The organism is Kineosporia mesophila, assembly GCF_021129235.1.
GTDB lineage: Bacteria > Actinomycetota > Actinomycetes > Actinomycetales > Kineosporiaceae > Kineosporia > Kineosporia mesophila.
In genome coordinates this window covers 121,989-141,194 of record NZ_JAJOMA010000018.1, presented here as the reverse complement: position 1 = coordinate 141,194, position 19,206 = coordinate 121,989, and the positions used below count along the sequence as shown (strand labels likewise).

The following is a 19,206-nucleotide window of genomic DNA, read 5'->3' as shown; positions in this document are numbered from 1 at the left end:
GGTTACGCAATCGCTTTCGGCCAGAGAATTTCGCGTATGTCACCCGCGGCCGACCAGTCCGCCCTCGTAGGCGATGACCACCAGCTGTGCCCGGTCGCGGGCCCCGAGCTTGCCCAGCACCCGGGAGACGTGGGTCTTCACGGTCAGGGGCGACAGCACCAGCTCCTCCGCGATCTCCTTGTTCGACATCCCGGCCGCGACCAGGCGCAGGATGTCGCGTTCGCGCTGGGTCAGGCTGTCGAGCCCCTCCACCTCCGTCCGTCCGGCCGGGGCCGGTGGGGGAGCGGTCTGCGCACCGACGTAGGCCTGGATCAGCCGGCCGGTCACCTGGGGCGCCAGCAGCGCCTGCCCGTCGTGCACAAGGCGGACCGCGTCGATGAGCGCCTCCGGTTCGATGTCCTTGAGCAGGAATCCCGAGGCGCCGGCCTTGAGGGCGCCGAACACGTACTCGTCGAGCTCGAACGTGGTCAGCACGATGACGCGGGTGCCGGACAGAGCGGGGTCCGCGGTGATCCGCGCGGTGGCCCGCAGCCCGTCGGAGCGTGGCATCTGCACGTCCATCAGCACCACGTCGGGCCGGGTCTGCCCGGCCAGCAGCACCGCCTGGTCGCCGTCGCCGGCCTCACCGACCACCTCGAGGTCGGGCACGGCCTTCATCAGGGCCCGGAAACCGGCGCGCAGCAACGGCTGGTCGTCGACGAGCATCACCTTGATGGTCACGGTGCCTCCTTCCTGGCCGACAGGGGCAGAGCGGCGCTGACCCGCCACCCGCCGGTGGGCCGGGGCCCGGCCTCGAGTGTGCCCCCGACGGCGGCCGCCCGTTCACGCATACCCCGCACGCCGTTGCCCGACCCGCTGGTACTCAACGGACCGGTGGACGCCCCACCCTCGTCCACCACCTCGACGACCAGCCGGTCCTGCACCGGCCGCACGCTGACCCGGGCGGTGGTGGGTCCGGCGTGCCGCAGGGTGTTGGTCAGGGCCTCCTGGACGATCCGGTAGGCGGTGGTGCCGACCGGGGTGGGAACCGGCCCGGGGTCCAGCTCGACGGTGACGTCGAGCCCGGCGGTGCGCAGGTTCTCGGCGAGTTCGTCCAGCGCCGCGATTCCCTGCACCGGAGGCCCGGGCTCGGAGACCGCCGGCTCACCCGCGTGCAGCAGACCGAGCGTGGAGCGCAGGTCTCCCAGGGCGTCCCCACTGACCTGCTTGATCGTGCGCAGCGTGGCGTGCGCCTCGTCCGGGTCGTTGCGCACCAGGTAGGCCCCGACCCCGGCCTGGACGTTGATGGTGACGAGGGCGTGGGCGACCACGTCGTGCACGTCGCGGGCGATGCGCAGCCGTTCCTCACCGGCCCGCCGCCGCGCGGTCTCCTCCTGGGTGCGCTCGGCCGTGCGGGCCCGCTCGACCAGGGCGGTCATGGCGGCCCGGCGCTCGTGGGCGGCCACGCCCAGGGCCAGCGGCAGCACCACCCAGGCGAGGTTCTGCGCGGTGGGCACGCTGAACAGCGCGTGGGGGCTGTAGATCTGCAGGATGGCCAGGGTCAGGGGCAGGCACGCGATCCCCGTGACGATCGCGGCCCGGCGCCCGTGCCGGTCGGCGACGGCGTAGGCGCAGAGCACGGCGGGGGCCGGGATGGTGGTGAAGATGTCGACCTCGATCTCGAGCCGGGCCAGCGCGTAGAGGGTGACGAAGGCCAGGACCAGCGAGGCCGTGGGGGCCCGCCAGCGGATCAGGGCCGGCAGCGAGGCGGCCACGATCAGGGACGAGCCCAGGACCCCCGGGAACTCGTACCGGTACACGGCCTCACCGAACATCGCGGCCGCGCAGAGCACGGTCAGTGCGACGTCCCAGGGGGCAGGACGGAACCGGATCATCCCCGACAGGTTAGCCGGGGATGATCCGGATCGACATTCGCTCATGAAAGTCAGCGCGCCAGAACCAGTTCGGGCCGACCCTCGGACAGGCCGACCTTGTCGTGCACGCGCCGCAGCCACATCGGCGACCACCAGTTCCACTTGCCCAGCAGCGCCATCAGGGCCGGGACCAGCAGCGAGCGGACGATGAACGCGTCCACCAGCACCCCGACGGCCGTGGCGATCCCGATCTGCTGCATGAACGAGATCTCGCTGGTGCTGAAGGCCCCGATGGCCACCGCGAGCAGGATCGCGGCCGCGGTGACGATGCTGCCCGTGCGCCCCAGACCCGAGGCCACGGCCTCCCGCTCACCCAGGCCCTCCTCCCGGGCCTCCTTGATCCGGCCGAGCAGGAACACGCCGTAGTCGGTGGAGAGGGCGAAGACCAGGGCGGCGGCGACCAGGAAGTTGGTCGGTTCCACCCCGCCGTTGGGCGTGTAGCCGAGCAGTCCGGTCAGGCGACCGTCCTGGTAGACGACGATGATCGACCCCAGCGAGACGCCGACGGTCAGCACGTTCATCAGCACGGCCTTGACCGGCAGCACGACTGACCCGGTCATCAGCCAGAGCACCAGCATGGTGAGCGCCACCAGCAGGGTCACGGCGATCGGCAGGGTGCCGGCGATGGCGTCCTGCTGATCGATGAAGGACGCGGCGGGCCCGGTCACCAGGGCGTCGACACCGGTGTCGGCGGCCAGATCACGGACGTCGTTCACGACGGAGCGGGCCTGGTCACCGGTGGCGTCGCCGTCGACGAGCAGGTCGAGCTGCCAGGTTCCCGCCCCCAGGTCGGCGGGCTCGGTCGGTTCTGCGCCGGCCGCCACGCCGGGCAGGGCGGACGCCGCCCCGGCGAAGTCCGTGACCCGGGCGGCGTCGTCACTGTGCACGGCAACGCTCACGGGGGTACCGGCGTCGGTGCCGTAGTGCTCGGTCAGGGTGTCGGCCACCACCCGGGAGCTGAGGCTCGGCGGGATGATGGTCTCGTCGACCGGGGTCCAGTTCGCCCGCAGGGCCGGGGCGGCCAGCAGCAGCATCACGGCGGCGGTCGCGACGGCGATGACCCCGGGCCGGCGCATCACCGCGTGGGAGAACCGGTACCAGCGGCCCTCGCCCGAGGTGCGCCGGTGGCGTGCGAGTTTCGCGCCCCACAGGCCGAACAGGGCCGGGGAGACGATCAGCGAGGCGAGCGCCGCGACCACGGCGACGGCGGCCCCGGCGATGCCCATCGACCGCAGGAAGCCCATCGGGAACACCGCGAGCGTGGCCAGGGCCACGGCGACGGTCGCGGCCGAGTAGACGACCGTGCGGCCGGCGGTGCGCATCGTGGTCAGCACGGCTTCGGCGCCGTCTCCCTGACGGGTCAGCTCCTCGCGGTAACGGCTCAGCAGGAACAGCGAATAGTCCACGGCCAGGCCCAGTCCCAGGCCGATGACGAGGTTGAGGGCGAAGATGCTCAGGCCGTAGAGCTGGTTGACGCCCAGCAGTGCCAGGAACGTTCCGAGGACGGTCGTGACGCCGACGACCAGCGGCAGCACGGCACCCCGCCCGCCGAAGAAGAGGATCGACAGCAGCACCAGCACCGGGAAGGCGAACAGCTCGGCCCGGGTCAGGTCCTTCTCGGTCTGCTCGCCCAGTTGGAGACCCAGCACGGCCTCCCCGCCGACGGTCAAGCCCCCGCGCCCGTCGAACGCCTGGAGCACGTCGTGGGCGATCTTCTCCTCGTCCAGACCGGCCCGCAGCGTGGCGGTGACCAGCGTGGAGCTGCCGTCGGTGGCGGGACCGGCGGGATCGGCCGAGGCCACACCGTTCACGGCGGACAGGGTGGCGACCGTGTCGGCGACCTTCGCCGGGCTCTCGACCAGTACGAGCACCCCGGCGCTGGGCTGCAGGCCGGTCGCGGCCTCGATCCGCTCGAGCGCCCGGGAGGACTCGGCGTCCGGGGGAGCGAAACCGCCCTCGGTCTGCAGGGCCCCGGCCACCGGACCCCCGAAAACCCCGGCCAGAGCGACGAACAGCAGCACGGCCAGCAGGGAGCGGCGGGGTGCGGCATGCAGGAGCCGCACGAAGCGGCTGATGGGTGAACTCTTCTCGTCCATGCCCCGAGCCTCGCCGGGAGAGGCCGGCCCCCGCGTCCGCCGCGAGATGGCATCCGGAGCGGCCCGGCCGGGCCGCGTACGACATGCGATGTACGCCGAGAGGGAACTCAAACCCCTCCGTGATCATGCAAAACCTCCCCGGAGTTCTAGAACTCCAGCGCCGACTGTTCTAGAACGCTGGGGAGGTTTTGCATGATCACGGAGGAAAAAGGGGGTGGCGGCTTGTCTCAGGCGGGGCGGGTGGTGGTGGCCGCGGCCCGGAACATCACCGCGATCGCCGCCGCGCCCGGGTCCTGGACGTCGGCCAGGTGCTCGGAGGGTACGTAGGCCGATCGGCCGGCGCGCGCCGACGTCATCGAAGCGGTTGCGGCGGCGCCCTTCTCGGCTGCCTCGGCAGCGTCTGTGACCGATCCGGACGACAGCGCGGCGACGGCCGGTACCAGGGCGTCGAGCATGGTGCGGTCACCGACCGAGGCCCCGCCGTACCGCTGCATCGCGCCGATCCCGGCCTGGAGTGCGTCGGTCACGGAAGCACCTTCCGCAGAAGCGGTTCCGGCGGCGGCGAAGAACACCGAGCCGAGCACGCCGCTGGATCCGCCCATGCTGGTGGCGAGGATCCCGGAGAGGGCGGAGAACAGGGCGGGGCGCTCGGCCAGGGGCAGGTCGTCCAGCCCGGCCAGAACCCGGCGCGCGGCGGTGCCGAACGTCGAGCCGGTGTCGCCGTCGCCGACGTACGAGTCGAGGGTGTTGAGCATGCCCTCGGCCTCGACGATGCCGTCGCAGACGGCGGAGAGAACTTTGCGGACGTCGTGGTCGGCGGACGCGGTGAACGTCGGGTGCCCGGCGGCGGGCACCTCGACGACGGCGACCTCACCCACCGGCAGGGCTCCCGGCCAGGCGACGTGCGCGGCCACCGGGGCCTGGAGCAGTGCGGTCAGCTCGGCGTCGACCGGCAGGGCCGAGACCGAGAAACCCTGGGCCGCGAGCGAGGTCATGAGCAGGGCGGGGCCGGTCAGCAGCGACGCCCGGGCCCCCAGGGGAGTGGCGAGCAGGTCGCGCAGCACGATGCCGAGCTCCAGGGCGGCCACGCCACCGAGGTTGTTCAGCAGGAGGGCGAGAGGCCCTGATCCCGGAAGCGCCTCCTCCAGGGAGGAGGCCATCGACGCAACGAGAGCAGCCGCGTCCTCAAGCTGGATGGTGTGGGCTCCGGGCTCGCCGTGGATGCCGAGACCCAGCTCGGCCGTGCCCGGCTCGACCCGCTCGGTGTAGGGGCGGCCCGGGATGGCCACGCCGGTCAGGGAGACTCCCAGTGTCCTGGCGGTGGAGGCCACGCGCCCGGCGACGGCGGCCACCTCGGCCAGCGACGCGCCCGACTCGGCCGCGGCCCCGGCGGTCTTGTGCACGAACAGGGTCCCGGCCAGGCCCCGCGGCTGAGGTGCGTCGGGCAGCGCGATGTCGTCGCCGACCACGACCATCTCCACGGCGAGGCCCAGCGCCCGGGCACGCTCGACGGCGAGGCCGAAGTTCAGCCGGTCGCCGGTGTAGTTCTTCACGATCACCAGGCAACCCGCGTCGCCGGTGACCGACACGATCGCGGCGAGCACCGCGTCCACACTCGGGGAGGCGAAGATGTCACCGCAGACGGCGGCGGTCAGCAGACCCTGGCCGACGAACCCCGCGTGGGCGGGTTCGTGACCGGCCCCACCCCCGGAGACCACGGCGACCCGGTCGCGCTGGGCATCGGTGCGGACGACCACCTTGATGTCCGGATAGCCGTCGAGCCGGGCCAGCTTGCCGCCCGAGGCCCGCACCAGCCCGTCGATCGAGTCCTGCACGGCGTGGTCGACATCGTTGACGAGGTGGCCCATGAATGCTCCTTCGCGCGGCGTGAATCCTCTTCGACACTATCGAAGCGCGCTGTGGGGCACATGAGGCGTCAGAAGTCACAGATCCTGCATGCATCGAATGACCCCTTCACCGTGTCTGTACGGTGTCGCGCCCAACCGCTCACGCTCAGGAGAACCACCGATGGATGGATTCAGGGACTTCGACGGCTCCATCGACCCGTTCTTCTACGTCTGGTTCGCCTTCGCGGGTGTGATCGCGCTGGTCTTCCTGGCCTTCGTGGTGGCAATCGGCAGGGCCACGATCCAGGGGATGCAGCAGCGGAGGCGGGACAACGCCGCGCCCGTGCTCACCGTGCCCGGCACGGTCGTGGCCAAGCGCCAGGACCACCGCCGGAGCAACGAACATTCACACACCGATTACTTCGTGACGTTCGAGATCCAGGGGCACGACCGCATCGAGTTCCCGGTCGAGGGGAACCAATGGGGGACGCTCCTGGAGGGCGACCGCGGTCAGGTCACCTACCAGGGCACCCGCTACCAGGGTTTCAGCCGCACCCCGCAGGACCGCTGAGGTCCCCTCAGTCGTTGTCCGGCTCCTCGCCCTGGTAGACGCGGTCGCGGCCGGCCCCGCCGGAGAGCTTGTCCTTGCCGGAGTCACCCTCGAGCAGGTCGTTGCCCGAGTTGCCCCACAGCCGGTCGTTGCCGGAGCCGCCCTGGATCTCGTCGTGGCCCTTGCCCCCGTGCAGCCGGTCGGCCCCGGAGTCCCCGTCGATCTCGTCGTTCCCCGACCCGCCGAAGACCACGTCCTTCCCGGAGCCGCCGTCGATCTCGTCGGAACCGGCCCCACCGCAGATCAGGTCGTTGCCGCCGTGGCCGTCGATCTCGTCCGCACCCCCGAGCGCCACGATCACGTCCCGGCCGCGGGTGCCCTCGATGTCGTCCGCCCCGCCGGTGCCGACGATGGTGGCCTTCACCCCGTTGCAGGTGCGGGTCGCCGCGGCGGTGGGGGCGGCGGCACTGGCCGGGCCCGCGAGCAGGAGGGTGCCGGCGCCGAGGGCGGCCGCGGCGGTGACGGCGAGGGGAAGGGTGCGGGTCATGCGCTTCATGGCTGGCTCCTGAGGTCTTCGGATTGTCCTTCCGGGCAAGAGAAGTTCACCGGGCGCAGGTGAGCGCCGCAGGAGAGGAACATGAAGGCCCTCTCATGAACCGGTGGGCGCTGGAAGACCCCCACCTGTAACAGGCGAGCCCTACTCTGTGGCCGATGGACCGTCGACAGCTGGAGTATTTCCTCGCGGTCGCGGAGTGCGGGAGTTTCACCCGGGCCGCGGCGGCCCTCACCATCGCCCAGCCCAGCCTCTCCCACGCCATCGGCCTGCTCGAGCGGGAGCTGGGTTCACCGCTGTTCGAGCGTCTGGGGCGGGGAGTACGCCTGACGGCGGCCGGGCAGGCTCTGATGGTGCCGGCCCGCCGGACCCTGCGCTCGTTCCAGCTGGCCACCACCGCCGTACGCAGCGTCACCGACATCGGGTTCGGGCGGCTCACGATCATCTCGAACACCCTGTGGGCGGTCGAGCCGCTGGTGCAGATCATCGGCGAGTTCCGGCAGGCCCACCCGGCGGTGCAGTTCAGCATCGGCGACCCGGCGCGGCGTTCCGACGTGCTCGACCAGGTCCGCTCGGGCGACGCGGACTTCGGCCTGGTCGACGGCACCCCGCCGGCCGGGGTGCTGGAGAGCCAGTGGCTGGTCGAGCACCGGCTGGTGGCGGTGCTGCCGCCCGACGCCCTGCCCGGCCAGACCACGGTGAGCGTCACCGAGCTGGTGCCGCTCGGCCTGATCTGTACGCTGCGGGGCACCGCGCTGCGGGAACTGCTCGACACCGAACTCCAGGTGGCCGGCGAGGCGTCGGAGCTGGCTGTGGAGACCGCGCACCTGGCCGCGGTGATCCCGCTGGTCCTGGCCGGGGCCGGGGCCGCCCTGCTGCCGGAAGGGCTGGCCGAGGACGCCGCCCAGCGCGGGGCCCGGGTGCTGCCGCTGCGCCGGCCCACGGTCGCGGCCGTGCACCTGATCTGGCGGGCGCGGGGGCTCAGCAGCCCGGGACAGCACTTCCGTACCCTCGCGGCGTCGATGTACGGCGACGAGGCATAGATAATCTCTATAGGATTGAGAGAGAATTGGTCTCTCTCTCCAGTTCGGGACTATCGACCCTGGTTCTCCCGGCTGCCACGATCAGGGGCAGCCGAGAGGACGGAGCTATGGGTCGTGGACGCGGACACCCCGCTGCGGACACGGGGACAACGTGTGGTAATCGGCGCATAATTCTCGCCCCCGGCGAGCTTCCGGGCGCGTTTCCTGGCAGGGTGGTGCGTCCCGTATCCACCTGCCGACGATGACGTGAACCCGAAGAACGACCCTGTTCGAGGCCATGACCCGCCCAGCGGGACCGGATCTTTCCGGGACCAGCAACCCTGCGGTGGTCCGGTTTCTTGCAGGACATGAACTTTCGGCCGCACCTTGACGTGTCTTGGTCCAAGAGCGGCCGCCCGGCGCAGTTTCTGTGACGCTCCGGCCCGGGTGGACCACTGAATCGGCAGCATCAGCAGCAGCACCGGAAGAAGGAGAAGTCCGATGAAGCCTCCCGGCCTACGCCGCGGTCGCAGGATGCTGGCCCTCGCGGTCTGCGTGACGGCGGTCGCGACCACCATGGCCTGCTCCAGCGCGCAGGACAAGGGCGACTTCGCCCTGGTCGCCGACAGCGGTGGCGGTGGTGACGACAGTGGTGGCGGCGCCGAGTCCGTCACCCTGATCCAGCAGCCCTGGGTCGACCTTCAGGCCGAGAACGAGATCAGCAAGCAGATCCTGGAGGGTCTGGGCTACTCGGTGAAGGTCGACGAGGTCTCGGTCGAGCTCGGCGCGCAGGCGATGTCCACCGGCGACGCGGACGCCTACCTGGGCAACTGGTGGCCCTCGCAGGAACCCACCTACGGCGACCTGATCGACGCCGGTGACGTGGAGGTCGACAGCACGATCCTCAAGGGCACCGAGTACGCCCCGGCCGTGCCGGCCAAGACCGCCGAGCGCCTCGGCATCAAGTCGCTGGCCGACCTGGACCAGCACGGTGACGAGTTCGGCCGCCGGATCTACGGCATCGAGGCCGGTTCCCCCGGCAACGAGACGATCCAGAAGGCCATCGACGACGACGCCTACGGTCTGGGCGACTGGAAGCTGGTGGCCAGCGGTACGGCGGCCATGCTGACCCAGGTGCAGAAGGCCGACTCCTCCGGCAAGGCCATCGTCTTCCTGGGCTGGAGCCCGCACTGGATGACCGTGGACTTCGGGGCGACGTTCCTGCAGGACCCGGACAAGGTCTGGGGCGGCGCCGGTGAGATCCGCACCGTGTCGCGCAAGGGCTGGGCCGCGGACAACCCCAACATCGCGGCCTTCCTCAAGAACCTGACCTTCACCACGGACGAGGCCGGCCAGTTCTACTACGACAAGGACAAGGACGGTAAGTCCCTGCCCGACATCGCCAAGGCCTGGATCAACGACAACCCGGACAAGGTCCGGGAGTTCCTCAAGGGTGTGCAGTCCAGTGACGGTCAAGACGCGGAGTCGGTGATCCTCAAATGATCGAGGGCAAGGGACTGAGCAAGGCCTACGGGCTGAGCGACAGCGCGGCCCGCCGGGCGCTGGCCAGTGACGACCCGGCCGCCGCGGTGGCCCGGGCCGGTGGCTACCTCGGTGCGCACGACGTCAACTTCACCATCGAGACCGGCGAGATGTTCGTCGTGATGGGACTTTCCGGTTCTGGCAAGTCCACCGTTCTGCGCATGATCAACCGCCTGAACGAGCCGAGCAGCGGTCAGCTGCTCATCGACGGCGAGGACATCGTGGGCATCCCCGACTCCCGGCTGCGGCAGATCCGCAACGAGAAGATCGGCATGGTGTTCCAGCACTTCTCGCTCTTCCCGCACCGCACGGTGCTGGAGAACGCCGCGTACGGGCTCAAGGTGCGCGGGATCTCCAAGAGCGAGCGGTTCGAGAAGGCCGACGCGGCGCTGAACCGGGTCGGGCTGAACGGGCGGGGCTCGAAGTACCCGCACGAGCTGTCCGGCGGTATGCGCCAGCGTGTGGGACTGGCCCGGGCGCTCGCCGTCGACCCACCGATCCTCTTGATGGACGAGCCGTTCTCGGCCCTCGACCCGCTGATCCGCCGCGACATGCAGGACCTGCTCATGCAGTTGCAGGCCGAGGACAAGCGCACCACCGTCTTCGTCACGCACGACCTGAACGAGGCCATGCGCATCGGCGACCGGATCATGGTCATGCGTGACGGCCAGGTCGTGCAGACCGGCGCCGGGGTCGAGATCGTGGCCCGGCCCGCCGACGACTACGTCAGCGAGTTCGTGGCCGACGTCGACCGGGCCCGGGTACTCACCGCCACCGACCTGGTGCGTCCCGCCCTTCTCACCTTCAAGGTCGACGAGGAACCCCGCTCGGCCCTCACCCGACTCGCCGACAACGAGGCCAACGGGGCGTTCGTGCTGAAGGACGACGGGCACCTGCTCGGCGTCGTCACCGACACCAACCTCCTGGATGCCGTCAACCGCGGGCAGAAAGACCTGTCCGGTGCCGTCACGAAGGACTACCACGCCGTGAAGCCGGACGCCGTGATCGGCGACTTCATGCACCTGGCCGGCCGTCAGGTCGTGCCGGTGACCGTCGTCGACGAGGACGGCAAGCTGGCCGGCGTCGTGCCCCGCGCGGCGATCCTGTCCAGCCTGTCGAGTGTTCCCGAGGTCCGCGAGGAGGCGACCGTCAATGCCTGATCTGAAGATCGGTCAGTACGGCGAAGATGTCATCCGGTGGTTCCAGGAGCATTTCGAGGGTCTCTTCGACTTCCTCACCACCTGGCTGAGCCACCTGCTGCGCTGGACCTACGACATCGTGGCCGGGCTGCAGCCCCTGCCGATGACGATCGTGTTCGCCGTGATCGCCCTGGTCATCACCCGTCGCATCGGGCTCACCGCCCTGCTCGTGGTCGGCCTGCTCGTGGTCGACTCGATGGGCCTGTGGTACGAGACCATGCAGAGCCTGGCGACCGTGCTGGTGGCCACGATCATCGCGCTCGCCATCGGTATCCCGGTGGGTATCTGGTCGGCGTTCAACCCGGTGGTGCGGGCGATCGTGGCCCCGCTGCTCGACTTCATGCAGACGGTACCGACCTTCGTGTACCTGCTGCCGACGGTGCTGTTCTTCGGCATCGGCGCGGTGCCGGGCATGATCGCGACGATCGTGTTCGCCGCCCCGCCCGCCGTGCGCCTGACCCAGCTCGGTATCCGCCAGGTCGACCCCGAGACCGTGGAGGCATCGGCCGCTTTCGGAGGCTCGCGCTGGGAGATCCTGCGTGAGGTGCAACTCCCGCTGGCCCGCGCCTCGATCATGGCCGGCGTCAACCAGGTGATCATGCTGGCCCTGTCGATGGTGGTCGTCGCCGGTCTGGTCGGTGGCGAGGGCCTGGGTGGCATCGTGGTCTCCTCGGTACAGAGCCTCGCGATCGGCGACTCGATCGAAGGCGGCCTGGCCGTGGTGGTTCTCGCGATCTACCTCGACCGCGTCTCCGCCGCACTCGGTGGTCAGGGCCGGGGCAACCCGTCCTGGTGGCCGAAGCGCAAGGCGTCCGAGGGGCTGGAGCAGGCCCAGGTCCAGCCGGCCGAGGCCCGCGAGCTGGCTGCTGTGTGAGCTGACTTTCGATCAGGAATGAGGGACGCCTACCAGCCCGCGGGCTGGTAGGCGTCCCTCATTCCTGTGGTCAGTCCTACCGGCCGATCCCGGGCCGCCGGTCGGGGTTCTCGCAGTAGTGACGGACAGCGCGGTAGGCCGGGACCGTCTGGCCGCGGAACGTAGCGGCCGGGCCGACGATGTATGGCAGTTCCCGGACATCGTCTCCGAATCGGCCCAGGGAAGTGCGGGCCCGAAGTCCGGAGGTCAGCGCGAAGTCGATGACGAACGACGGTGCCGGGCCGTTCCCGGCGCGCACATCGGTGATGGTGTCCCAGGGCGTGAACTGATCGGTGAGACCGGTCCTTCGGCCTCGATCACTGTTCTCGTCGATGTCGTACCGTCAAGGCTGATCTCGACGAGGGCTGCGTCTCTTCGGTCGCGGGACGGACATTCGTCTGCGACCCAGGGACGAGAAGGGGCGGACGATGGGCTGGCCACGGATCGACGGGCTGCGGACGATGGAGATCGGCACGCCGGGGGCGATGCGCAAGAAGCTGACCGGGCTGGTGCTGGCCGGGCCGAAGCGGGGCACCGCCGGGCTGCTGTCCGAGTACGCGGACGAGGGTGAGGAGCTCGAGCGGGTCGGCGAGGTGATGGTGCTCGTCGACGACGACATCGCCGAGATCGGGCGCATCCGGATCACGGCGGTGGACGTGGTGGCCTTCGGGGCGGTCAGCGACGGGTTCGCGCGGTCGGAGGGGGAGGGGTACGCCGATCAGCGGGAGTGGGCCGGGGCGCACCGGGCGTTCTGGGAGCGCGGTGGGAACGAGATCACCGACGCCACCCTGGTGGTCTGCGTGGGATTCGACGTGCTCTGAACCCGTCCGGGAGGGCCTTGCGAACCTGGGCAATCCGGCCACCGCGACGTAGTGTGAGGGCGCGGGGGCGGAGCGTGGGAGGTCGCGGATGAAGGCGTCGGCGTGGGTGTGGGTGTTGTGCGGGGTGGCGCTGTTCATCGCGGCCGGGCTCGCGTTCGCCGGGAACCTGTTCCCGGCGGCGGTCGTGTTGTTCCTGATCGGCGGGGGGCTCGTCGCCTACTGGAACACGCCCTAGAAGATCGACGGGATCAGGAGCGCGATCAGGGCCAGGATCAGGCCGGCCCCGCCCAGCTTCATGATCTGCTGGCGCTGCTCCTCGGTGGGTACGTAGCCGCGTCGCGACTGCTTCACCGCCGTGATCACCACGCGCAGCGTCAGGCCCATCACGACGACGGCGGCGAGCATGACGACGATCAGGAGAGCGGCTTCCAGCACCCGCTCAACTATAGGTCAGCAGCTTCCGCGCCTGGGCGGGCGTCAGGCCGCGCTGCAGCCCGGCCTCGAAGGACGGGGCCAGGCTGCGGGCGAAGGTGGCGGTGATGTGGTGGTCGTCACGGTAGAGCAGCAGGTTGCCCAGCACCGCCGGGCAGGTCGTGGCCGAGCAGAAGTGGCTGGTCAGGTCGATGACCGGCACACCGCTGCGCTCGGCCGCGGCGCTGACCACCCCGGCTCCGCCCAGTACCTGCTCACGTGGCCGGGAGCAGGAATCCAGACGGCCGGGGTGGGCCTGCACGCAGGCCGCGGCGTCGAAGCCCATGCGCGGCGTCTCCGCGACGGTCACCACCGGGATGCCGGCGGCCTTCACCTGGTTGATCCGGGTGCTCAGGCCCCGCACCATCTCCGCCCGGTTCGCGGCGCCCTTCAGCGGTTTTCCGTCCACCATCGTCGGGTAGTGGTCCAGCTCGGTGGTCACCACCAGGGCGGGTTTCAACCGGCGTACCGCCTTCAGGGCCGAGGCGTTCCAGGCGACACACGTGCGGTACTCCTTTCCCACCCGCACCCGGTGGATGTCGGAGAAGGCACACCCGGACTTCGTCATGGTGATCAGCTTCCAGTGGTGCCGGGCGGCGAGCACCTGGAGCGTGGGTGCCCACTGGGCCGTCTTGGAGTCCCCGACCGCAACGACCAGGGGAGAGCCGCCGGTCGCGGAGTCGTCGAACACGCAGGGACGCACCACGGCGTCCTGATAGCCCGAGGCGCATCCCCGGGCGTAGAGGTCACCCGAGTCCTGCTTCGCCCGGGCCGGGTCCGGCGTGATCGCCACGCCCGGGGACGCACCCGGCAGCGGCGTGCCCTCTGGGGCGCAGGCGATCAGGACGAGAAGCATTCCGACCAGGCCGATGGCGCGGGCCGCGAACCTGGTCATGTGAAGCGTCGTCCTCCTGGATCGTGATTCCGGCCGGAACCCAGTGTGGAGGATCGGGTGAGCGCGTCAATTCGGGTGAAGCCCGCGCAACCGCGTCAGTAGGCATGCCCCGGGTAGGTCAGGTAACCCTGGTCGCCGCCTGTGTAAGAGGTCTCCTCGTCGGCCGTCGCCAGTGGCAGTCCGGTGCGCAGCCGCTCCACCCGGTCGGGGTTGGCGATGAAGGCCCGCCCGAAGCTGATCACGAACGAGCGCTTGACCGGGCGACGCTCCAGGGGCTGAGGAGGCCGGTGTAGGGCTTCGCCGGTGGACGCGCGAACTCGCCGTGCTTGCCCGTGCTGAGTCCCAGCCGCACCAGGGACTCGGTGAACACCGTCGCCGCCGCGACCCCGTCCACCACCGGTGCCCCGATCACCGCCGAGATCTCCGCGCACAGATCGGCCATCCCGGCACACCCCAGCACGATCGCGTCGGACCCGTCGGTCTCCAGCGCCCGCCGGCACTTCTGGGTGATCACCGAGCGGGCGGCCGGATCGGTCTCCAGCTCCAGCACCGGGATCTCGCAGCTGTGCACGCCCCGGCAGCGCTCGCCGAAACCGTAGGCCCGGGCCAGGTCCCAGGCCCGGCCGGTGGTGCGGGCCAGGGTGGTGACCACGCTGAAGCCCCGCCCCAGGAACGAGGCCGCGTGCATGGCGGCCTCGGCGATCCCGATCACCGGTCCCCGGGCCAGTTCCCGGGCCGCGTCCAGGCCGGGATCACCGAAACAGGCCACCACGTAACCGTCGGCCTCGCCGCGGGCGATCTCGGCCAGCAGCCCGGGCACGGCCAGGGCCTCGTCGTAGTGACTCTCGATCGACACCGGCCCGGTCGCCGGGTTCACCGCCTCGACGACCGTGCCGGGCGAGGCCGCCGCGCGGGCGGCCCTCCCGATCAGGCCGGTCATCGAGGCGGTGGTGTTCGGGTTGACCACCCGCAGGATCATGCGCGCAGGGCCCGCCGGGTGGCTGAGTTCAGGCGCCCGGCGATGACGTAGTAGGCCACGAAACCGATGCCGCACCCGATGAACCAGCTGTAGTCGCTCACCCAGAGACCCGCGTCCATCAATTGGGGAATGATCACCGAGGCGATCGAGAAGACACCGGCCAGGGCCGTGGCGATCACCGCGTCGGGGTTGTAGCCGCCCGAGTACCAGTACCGCCCGCTCTCCGACAGGGTGAACAGGTCGTCCACCACCACCCGCTGGTTGCGCAGCAGGTAGTAGTCGGCGATGAGCACGCCGAACAGTGGGCCGATCAGGGCGCCGAGCACACCCAGCGTGTAGTGGATGGCGTCGTCGTTGTCGTACCAGTTCCACGGGGTCAGGATGACCGAGCCGACCGCCGCGATCATGCCGCCCATCCGCCAGCTGATCCGCTGCGGGCTGACGTTCGAGAAGTCGAAGGCGGGTGAGATGAAGTTCGCGACGATGTTGATGCCGATCGTGGCGGTGGTGAAGGTCAGCGCGCCGAGCACGATGGCGAAGGTGTTGTCGATGCGCGAGACCGTCTCGACCGGGTCGGTGATCAGCTCGCCGAACACCGGCAGGGTGGCGGCCGCGGTGACCACGGTGAGGATGGAGAAGACCAGGAAGTTCACCGGCAGACCGAGGAGGTTGCCACGCTTGACCGCGTCGAAACTGCGCCCGTAGCGGGAGAAGTCACCGAAGTTCAGCATCGGGCCGGAGAAGTACGAGACCACCAGGGCGATCGCCGAGAGCATGGTGGTGACCACCTGCCAGCCAGACCGGTTCTCCGACGACAGGTTTAGCGCCACATGCCATTCCGATTTCCACAGCAGGTAGCCGCAGAGCGCGAACATCACCACGTAGACGGCCGGTCCGCAGAAGTCGATGAACCGGCGGATGCTCTCCATGCCCATCCAGAACACACCCGCCTGAAGCACCCAGAGCAGGGCGTACGTGCCCCAGCCGAGGGTGGAGAGCCCGAGGAACCCGTGTCGCGAGGCGTCGGCGTAGGGCGCGAGGCCGTCGAACAGGCGCACCATCACCACGTCGAGCGCGGCCGAGGCCAGGTAGGTCTGGATGCCGTACCAGGCCACCGCGATCGAGCCCCGGATGATGGCCGGGATGTTCGCGCCCTTCACGCCGAACGGCGCGCGGCAGATCACCGGGTACGGAACACCGGAAACCTGGCTGGGTTTCGCCACCAGATTGCAGAAGAACTGGACGATGACGATGCCGACGACCAGCGAGATGAGCACCTGCCAGGAGGTCAGGCCGAGCGCGAAGAGACTTCCCGCGGTCACGTAGCCGCCGACGCTGTGCACGTCGGACATCCAGAACGCGAAAATGTTGTACGTGCCCCATTTCTGCTCGGCCAGCGGCGCGAGGTCCTGGTTGGTGAGGCGGGGGTCGTAGCCCTCCTTGATCAGCGGCACACCGGCCGGGTGATCGGGGGTCAGGTGGACTGAGAGGTCTTCGGCCATCGACTGCTCCCGGCGGGCATCAGGGGTGAAGGGGCCCTCATGACGCTAGGTGCGGATTGTTGCTGGCCGATGACGCAGTTCATATATCTTCCCCGCCGGGGTCGGCCAGCAGTCCCGCCCGCTCGGGGAGCACGGCGATCACCGACTCCAGACGCTGGTGGTGCCGCGCGGCGACGTCGAGCAGCACGTCACCGTCGCGGGCGACGAATGCCTCCAGCATCGCCGTGTGTTCCCCGTGCAGGTGCTCGCGGGCGGAGGGTTCCAGCCAGCGCATCGGCTGGAACGGCTCGGTCACGTTCCACGCCGACTCGAACATCCGCAGCAGGCGCTGCATCCGGCAGGGCATGATCAGCGCCAGATGGAAGTGCCGGCTCTCCCGGTGATAACTGCGCGGATCCCAGTCGGTCTGGAGCGCCTCGAGAGCCGCATGGGCCTCACGGGCGGCGACCACATCGTCCTGTGTCGCCGTCTCGATCGCCGCCCGCAGGGCCGCGGACTCCAACACTCCACGCACCAGGTAGATCTCGGCCAGCTCGCGGCGGGTCAGCTGCGCCACCACGTACCCGGCGTTCGGCCGGTGCGCCACCAGATTCTCGCCCACCAGCGTCTTCAGGGCCTCGCGCACCGGGATCGGGCTGACCCCGAACAGCGCCGCCACCTCGGCGAGGGGGATCGGGGTGCCGGGCGGCACCCCGCCGTCGAGGATCACGCGCCGCAGCTCGTCGAGGATCGCCTGCTGCGGGCTGCCGGTGCGGCGTGGCTCGAGCTGGTCGAGCAGTGCTGAACGCCGTCCGTGGCTCATCCGCGCACGGTATCGGGGTGAACAGGGCTTTTGCACCCCAGGACGCCGGTCATCGGTGCCCGGGCGGGTCACCGGGGCCTCGCCCAGGCCGGACTGCCGGTAGAGCACCGACCGGCCGGACCGGTCGGAGGTGAGCAGCCCGGCGTGGGGGAAGGGCCGTCGAACATCCGGGCTGCCCGCCACCACGGTCGGCCTGGGGCTGACGATCGCCGGAGCAATCGGTGTCGCAGGGTCTTTCGGGGCCGGACGGGCGTGTGACCGGTTCGGCGCCCGGCGTGTCCTGCTGATCGCCACCGCCGGGCAGGCCTTCGCCCTGCTGGCGTGTACCGGCGCCCGGGAGACCCTGTCCTGCGCCGCGGTGGGACCGCTAGAACAGCGACATCTGCCCGGCGTCGGCCAGGGCCGCGGCTTTCCGGGACGCCCGGTTGCCCAGGGGGCGCGGCAGGGTGATCACCCGGTCGGGAGGCGCGGCCGGCCGGCGCGGGCCCTGGCCGTAGACGCGCTCGCCGTACCAGGACGGCGGCTCGCCGCCGGTGAGCGACCACAACGAACCACCGAGCCGGATGTCGCGGGCGCGCAGCGTGCCCTGAAGGCGGTCCTGATCGAGCGGCAGGGCCATCGTGGCGATCTTCGGCAGACGCAGGTCGCGCCGCAGCTCCATCAGGTGCTGGTTGCGGGCGACGTTGGCCCGGGCCTCCTCGCCGGCCAGCGCGGCCGTGGCGGCCGGCCCGATCAGGGTGGCCACCTCGTCCTCACGCCCCTCGTCGAGGATCTCGTAGACCCTCTCGACCGTGTCGAACTCGGCGAGCAGCTTCGCGGCGCGCTTGGGGCCGACGCCGAAGGCGCCGGGCAGGTTGTCGGAGGCGTCTCCCCGCAGGGCGGCGAAGTCCTTGTACTGGTCGGGCCGCACGCCGTACTGCGCCTGCAGCCCTTGCGGGTCGATCAGCGGGGAGCCGTCGATGCCCCCGTTCATCACCCGCAGCACCGAGGTGTTCTGGTCGACCAGGGCGAACATGTCGCGGTCGCTGGTCACCACGGTGGCCTGCCAGCCGTGCTTGCGGGCGGCCCGGGCCGAGGAGGCCATCACGTCGTCCGCCTCGTAGCCCTTCGGCACCACCACGGTGACGCCGGCGGCGGCCAGGAAACCGGGGGCGGCGTCGAGCTGGAGACAGAGGTCTTCGGATTTCTCCGGGCGGTGCGCCTTGTACCCGTCGTAGTCCCCGCGCCGCACCGACTCACCGGCCGCGCAGTCGAAGCCGACCACCAGCGCATCGGGTCGCAGCCGGGCCGAGGCGGTGGCCAGGAAACTGATGAGACCCTTCAGCGCCCAGATCGGCGCGCCGTCGGCATCGCGCAGATCCCCCTGCGACATCGCGTGGTGAGCGCGGTGCAGGAGGCTGTTGCCGTCGACAGCCAGCAGCAGGGGTACGGGCACGCGTTCCAGGATGCCGCCTGGATCCGGTCCGCGCACGCATCACCGGGCAAAATCTCGAACGAGTGTTCGACCGTGTGCACAGCGTTGTGAGTCATGCCACTTGTTGCTGGGGGAAACGGCCGGAGCGTCCCACGGGGTCACGGGGCAAAAACCCTGGATAAGGTGTCCCGGTGAGTGAACCGCAGTGGCTGAGCGAAGAGGAACAGAAGGCCTGGCGGAAGTTCGCCGCGGTCTTCACCCTGCTACCGGCCTCCCTCGATGCCCAGCTGCAGCACGACGCGCAGCTCACCCACTTCGCCTACTTCGCGCTGGCCATGCTCTCCGAGGCGCCCGACCGGGCCCTGCGGATGAGTGAGCTGGCCGCCCGCTCCAGCAGTTCGCCCAGCCGGCTCTCGCACACCATCAGCCGGCTGGAGAACCGCGGCTACGTGCAGAGGGCCCGGGCCGCCGAAGACGGTCGCGGCCAGGTGGCCCAGATGACCGACGACGGCATGAACGCCATCTCCGAGTTCGCCCCGGGCCACGTCGGGGCGGTGCGCCGCTTCGTGTTCGACGCTCTCACCGCCGAGCAGGTGCAGCAGCTCAACGAGATCTCCTCGGCGATCCTGGCCAAGATCGACCCGGACGGCACGCTGGTACCGCCCCCGCCCGGCGGCGAGTGAGAAC

Annotated in this window: 20 protein-coding genes and 1 pseudogene; 8 read left to right on the top strand and 13 right to left on the bottom strand. The window is 70.3% G+C overall.

The window, feature by feature from the left end; genetic code table 11:
* Positions 1 to 39 precede the first annotated feature (39 nt).
* The 4 genes from LR393_RS24135 to LR393_RS24120 all read right to left on the bottom strand — a co-directional run bounded on the left by LR393_RS24135 (position 40) and on the right by LR393_RS24120 (position 5,877).
* Positions 40 to 705, bottom strand: a complete 666-nt coding sequence (locus LR393_RS24135) for a response regulator (protein ID WP_269327809.1) — start codon at positions 703 to 705, stop codon at positions 40 to 42.
* Between the two features lie 11 nt (positions 706 to 716).
* On the bottom strand, positions 717 to 1,874 hold the full coding sequence (locus tag LR393_RS24130) for a sensor histidine kinase (RefSeq protein ID WP_231486663.1): 1,158 nt from the start codon (positions 1,872 to 1,874) through the stop codon (positions 717 to 719).
* A gap of 50 nt (positions 1,875 to 1,924) precedes the next feature.
* Positions 1,925 to 4,009, bottom strand: a complete 2,085-nt coding sequence (locus tag LR393_RS24125; protein WP_231486661.1) for an MMPL family transporter — start codon at positions 4,007 to 4,009, stop codon at positions 1,925 to 1,927.
* Positions 4,010 to 4,236: 227 nt separating this feature from the next.
* Positions 4,237 to 5,877 carry a dihydroxyacetone kinase subunit DhaK gene (locus LR393_RS24120; RefSeq protein ID WP_231486660.1) on the bottom strand — a complete coding sequence of 547 codons (1,641 nt, stop codon included), beginning with the start codon at positions 5,875 to 5,877 and terminating at the stop codon, positions 4,237 to 4,239.
* A gap of 160 nt (positions 5,878 to 6,037) precedes the next feature.
* Here LR393_RS24120 and LR393_RS24115 point away from each other — a divergent pair, with 160 nt between their 5' ends.
* Complete coding sequence (locus tag LR393_RS24115; RefSeq protein WP_231486658.1) at positions 6,038 to 6,427, top strand: DUF2500 domain-containing protein; 390 nt, start codon at positions 6,038 to 6,040, stop codon at positions 6,425 to 6,427.
* A 7-nt stretch (positions 6,428 to 6,434) separates the two neighbouring features.
* Here the strand turns inward: LR393_RS24115 and LR393_RS24110 are convergent, their stop codons facing one another.
* Positions 6,435 to 6,962, bottom strand: a complete 528-nt coding sequence (locus LR393_RS24110; RefSeq protein WP_231486656.1) for a calcium-binding protein — start codon at positions 6,960 to 6,962, stop codon at positions 6,435 to 6,437.
* A 155-nt stretch (positions 6,963 to 7,117) separates the two neighbouring features.
* On the opposite strand from LR393_RS24110, the gene LR393_RS24105 reads away from it, so the two are divergent.
* The 4 genes from LR393_RS24105 to LR393_RS24090 all read left to right on the top strand — a co-directional run bounded on the left by LR393_RS24105 (position 7,118) and on the right by LR393_RS24090 (position 11,596).
* A complete protein-coding gene (locus LR393_RS24105; protein WP_231486654.1) occupies positions 7,118 to 8,002 on the top strand; it encodes a LysR family transcriptional regulator in 885 nt (294 codons plus the stop codon).
* Between the two features lie 480 nt (positions 8,003 to 8,482).
* Entirely contained in the window at positions 8,483 to 9,484 is a 1,002-nt protein-coding gene (locus tag LR393_RS24100) for an ABC transporter substrate-binding protein (RefSeq protein ID WP_231486651.1), read from the top strand.
* Entirely contained in the window at positions 9,481 to 10,683 is a 1,203-nt protein-coding gene (locus tag LR393_RS24095) for a quaternary amine ABC transporter ATP-binding protein (protein ID WP_231486650.1), read from the top strand. The genes LR393_RS24100 and LR393_RS24095 overlap by 4 nt, the downstream gene beginning before the upstream one ends.
* Entirely contained in the window at positions 10,676 to 11,596 is a 921-nt protein-coding gene (locus tag LR393_RS24090) for an ABC transporter permease (protein ID WP_231486649.1), read from the top strand. Before LR393_RS24095 ends, LR393_RS24090 begins: the two co-directional genes overlap by 8 nt.
* Before the next feature lie 76 nt (positions 11,597 to 11,672).
* Here the strand turns inward: LR393_RS24090 and LR393_RS24085 are convergent, their stop codons facing one another.
* Complete coding sequence (locus tag LR393_RS24085; RefSeq protein WP_231486647.1) at positions 11,673 to 11,894, bottom strand: hypothetical protein; 222 nt, start codon at positions 11,892 to 11,894, stop codon at positions 11,673 to 11,675.
* A 169-nt stretch (positions 11,895 to 12,063) separates the two neighbouring features.
* Here LR393_RS24085 and LR393_RS24080 point away from each other — a divergent pair, with 169 nt between their 5' ends.
* Together LR393_RS24080 and LR393_RS24075 are read left to right on the top strand one after the other, a co-directional pair.
* On the top strand, positions 12,064 to 12,456 hold the full coding sequence (locus tag LR393_RS24080) for an ASCH domain-containing protein (RefSeq protein ID WP_231486646.1): 393 nt from the start codon (positions 12,064 to 12,066) through the stop codon (positions 12,454 to 12,456).
* An 88-nt stretch (positions 12,457 to 12,544) separates the two neighbouring features.
* Positions 12,545 to 12,691 (top strand): hypothetical protein, encoded by a 147-nt coding sequence (locus tag LR393_RS24075; protein ID WP_231486645.1) that lies wholly within the window; start codon positions 12,545 to 12,547, stop codon positions 12,689 to 12,691.
* Here the strand turns inward: LR393_RS24075 and LR393_RS24070 are convergent.
* From LR393_RS24070 to LR393_RS24040, 7 genes and pseudogenes are all read right to left on the bottom strand, one after another.
* Positions 12,688 to 12,891: a hypothetical protein gene (locus LR393_RS24070; RefSeq protein WP_231486644.1), complete on the bottom strand. Its 204-nt coding sequence runs from the start codon at positions 12,889 to 12,891 to the stop codon at positions 12,688 to 12,690. The two genes, LR393_RS24075 and LR393_RS24070, sit on opposite strands and share 4 nt — an antisense overlap.
* A gap of 4 nt (positions 12,892 to 12,895) precedes the next feature.
* Positions 12,896 to 13,822, bottom strand: a complete 927-nt coding sequence (locus LR393_RS24065) for an SGNH hydrolase domain-containing protein (RefSeq protein WP_231486636.1) — start codon at positions 13,820 to 13,822, stop codon at positions 12,896 to 12,898.
* A gap of 95 nt (positions 13,823 to 13,917) precedes the next feature.
* Positions 13,918 to 14,064: pseudogene (locus tag LR393_RS24060) on the bottom strand (alkene reductase); the annotation flags it as partial.
* On the bottom strand, positions 14,061 to 14,801 hold the full coding sequence (locus LR393_RS24055; protein ID WP_231486631.1) for an aspartate/glutamate racemase family protein: 741 nt from the start codon (positions 14,799 to 14,801) through the stop codon (positions 14,061 to 14,063). The gene LR393_RS24055 and the pseudogene LR393_RS24060, both read right to left, overlap by 4 nt.
* Positions 14,798 to 16,303: an NCS1 family nucleobase:cation symporter-1 gene (locus tag LR393_RS24050; RefSeq protein WP_231486617.1), complete on the bottom strand. Its 1,506-nt coding sequence runs from the start codon at positions 16,301 to 16,303 to the stop codon at positions 14,798 to 14,800. The genes LR393_RS24055 and LR393_RS24050 overlap by 4 nt, the downstream gene beginning before the upstream one ends.
* A 79-nt stretch (positions 16,304 to 16,382) precedes the next feature.
* Positions 16,383 to 17,105: a GntR family transcriptional regulator gene (locus LR393_RS24045; RefSeq protein ID WP_231486606.1), complete on the bottom strand. Its 723-nt coding sequence runs from the start codon at positions 17,103 to 17,105 to the stop codon at positions 16,383 to 16,385.
* A gap of 367 nt (positions 17,106 to 17,472) precedes the next feature.
* Positions 17,473 to 18,540, bottom strand: coding sequence for a 5'-3' exonuclease (locus tag LR393_RS24040; RefSeq protein WP_231486602.1), 1,068 nt, complete (start codon positions 18,538 to 18,540; stop codon positions 17,473 to 17,475).
* 170 nt (positions 18,541 to 18,710) lie between these two features.
* Between LR393_RS24040 and LR393_RS24035 the strand changes: the two genes are divergently transcribed.
* Positions 18,711 to 19,202, top strand: a complete 492-nt coding sequence (locus LR393_RS24035) for a MarR family winged helix-turn-helix transcriptional regulator (RefSeq protein WP_231486579.1) — start codon at positions 18,711 to 18,713, stop codon at positions 19,200 to 19,202.
* Positions 19,203 to 19,206: the final 4 nt, after the last annotated feature.

What these genes read in the sequence shown, in the direction of transcription:
- LR393_RS24130 (WP_231486663.1), bottom strand. Translation starts at nt 1,874, where the DNA reads ATGATCCGGTTCCGTCCTGCCCCCTGGGACGTCGCACTGACCGTGCTC.
- LR393_RS24045 (WP_231486606.1), bottom strand. Translation starts at nt 17,105, where the DNA reads ATGAGCCACGGACGGCGTTCAGCACTGCTCGACCAGCTCGAGCCACGC.
- LR393_RS24095 (WP_231486650.1), top strand. Translation starts at nt 9,481, where the DNA reads ATGATCGAGGGCAAGGGACTGAGCAAGGCCTACGGGCTGAGCGACAGC.
- LR393_RS24105 (WP_231486654.1), top strand. Translation starts at nt 7,118, where the DNA reads ATGGACCGTCGACAGCTGGAGTATTTCCTCGCGGTCGCGGAGTGCGGG.
- LR393_RS24050 (WP_231486617.1), bottom strand. Translation starts at nt 16,303, where the DNA reads ATGGCCGAAGACCTCTCAGTCCACCTGACCCCCGATCACCCGGCCGGT.
- LR393_RS24110 (WP_231486656.1), bottom strand. Translation starts at nt 6,962, where the DNA reads ATGAAGCGCATGACCCGCACCCTTCCCCTCGCCGTCACCGCCGCGGCC.
- LR393_RS24115 (WP_231486658.1), top strand. Translation starts at nt 6,038, where the DNA reads ATGGATGGATTCAGGGACTTCGACGGCTCCATCGACCCGTTCTTCTAC.
- LR393_RS24125 (WP_231486661.1), bottom strand. Translation starts at nt 4,009, where the DNA reads ATGGACGAGAAGAGTTCACCCATCAGCCGCTTCGTGCGGCTCCTGCAT.
- LR393_RS24090 (WP_231486649.1), top strand. Translation starts at nt 10,676, where the DNA reads ATGCCTGATCTGAAGATCGGTCAGTACGGCGAAGATGTCATCCGGTGG.
- LR393_RS24055 (WP_231486631.1), bottom strand. Translation starts at nt 14,801, where the DNA reads ATGATCCTGCGGGTGGTCAACCCGAACACCACCGCCTCGATGACCGGC.
- LR393_RS24080 (WP_231486646.1), top strand. Translation starts at nt 12,064, where the DNA reads ATGGGCTGGCCACGGATCGACGGGCTGCGGACGATGGAGATCGGCACG.
- LR393_RS24075 (WP_231486645.1), top strand. Translation starts at nt 12,545, where the DNA reads ATGAAGGCGTCGGCGTGGGTGTGGGTGTTGTGCGGGGTGGCGCTGTTC.
- LR393_RS24135 (WP_269327809.1), bottom strand. Translation starts at nt 705, where the DNA reads ATGCTCGTCGACGACCAGCCGTTGCTGCGCGCCGGTTTCCGGGCCCTG.
- LR393_RS24120 (WP_231486660.1), bottom strand. Translation starts at nt 5,877, where the DNA reads ATGGGCCACCTCGTCAACGATGTCGACCACGCCGTGCAGGACTCGATC.
- LR393_RS24065 (WP_231486636.1), bottom strand. Translation starts at nt 13,822, where the DNA reads ATGACCAGGTTCGCGGCCCGCGCCATCGGCCTGGTCGGAATGCTTCTC.
- LR393_RS24100 (WP_231486651.1), top strand. Translation starts at nt 8,483, where the DNA reads ATGAAGCCTCCCGGCCTACGCCGCGGTCGCAGGATGCTGGCCCTCGCG.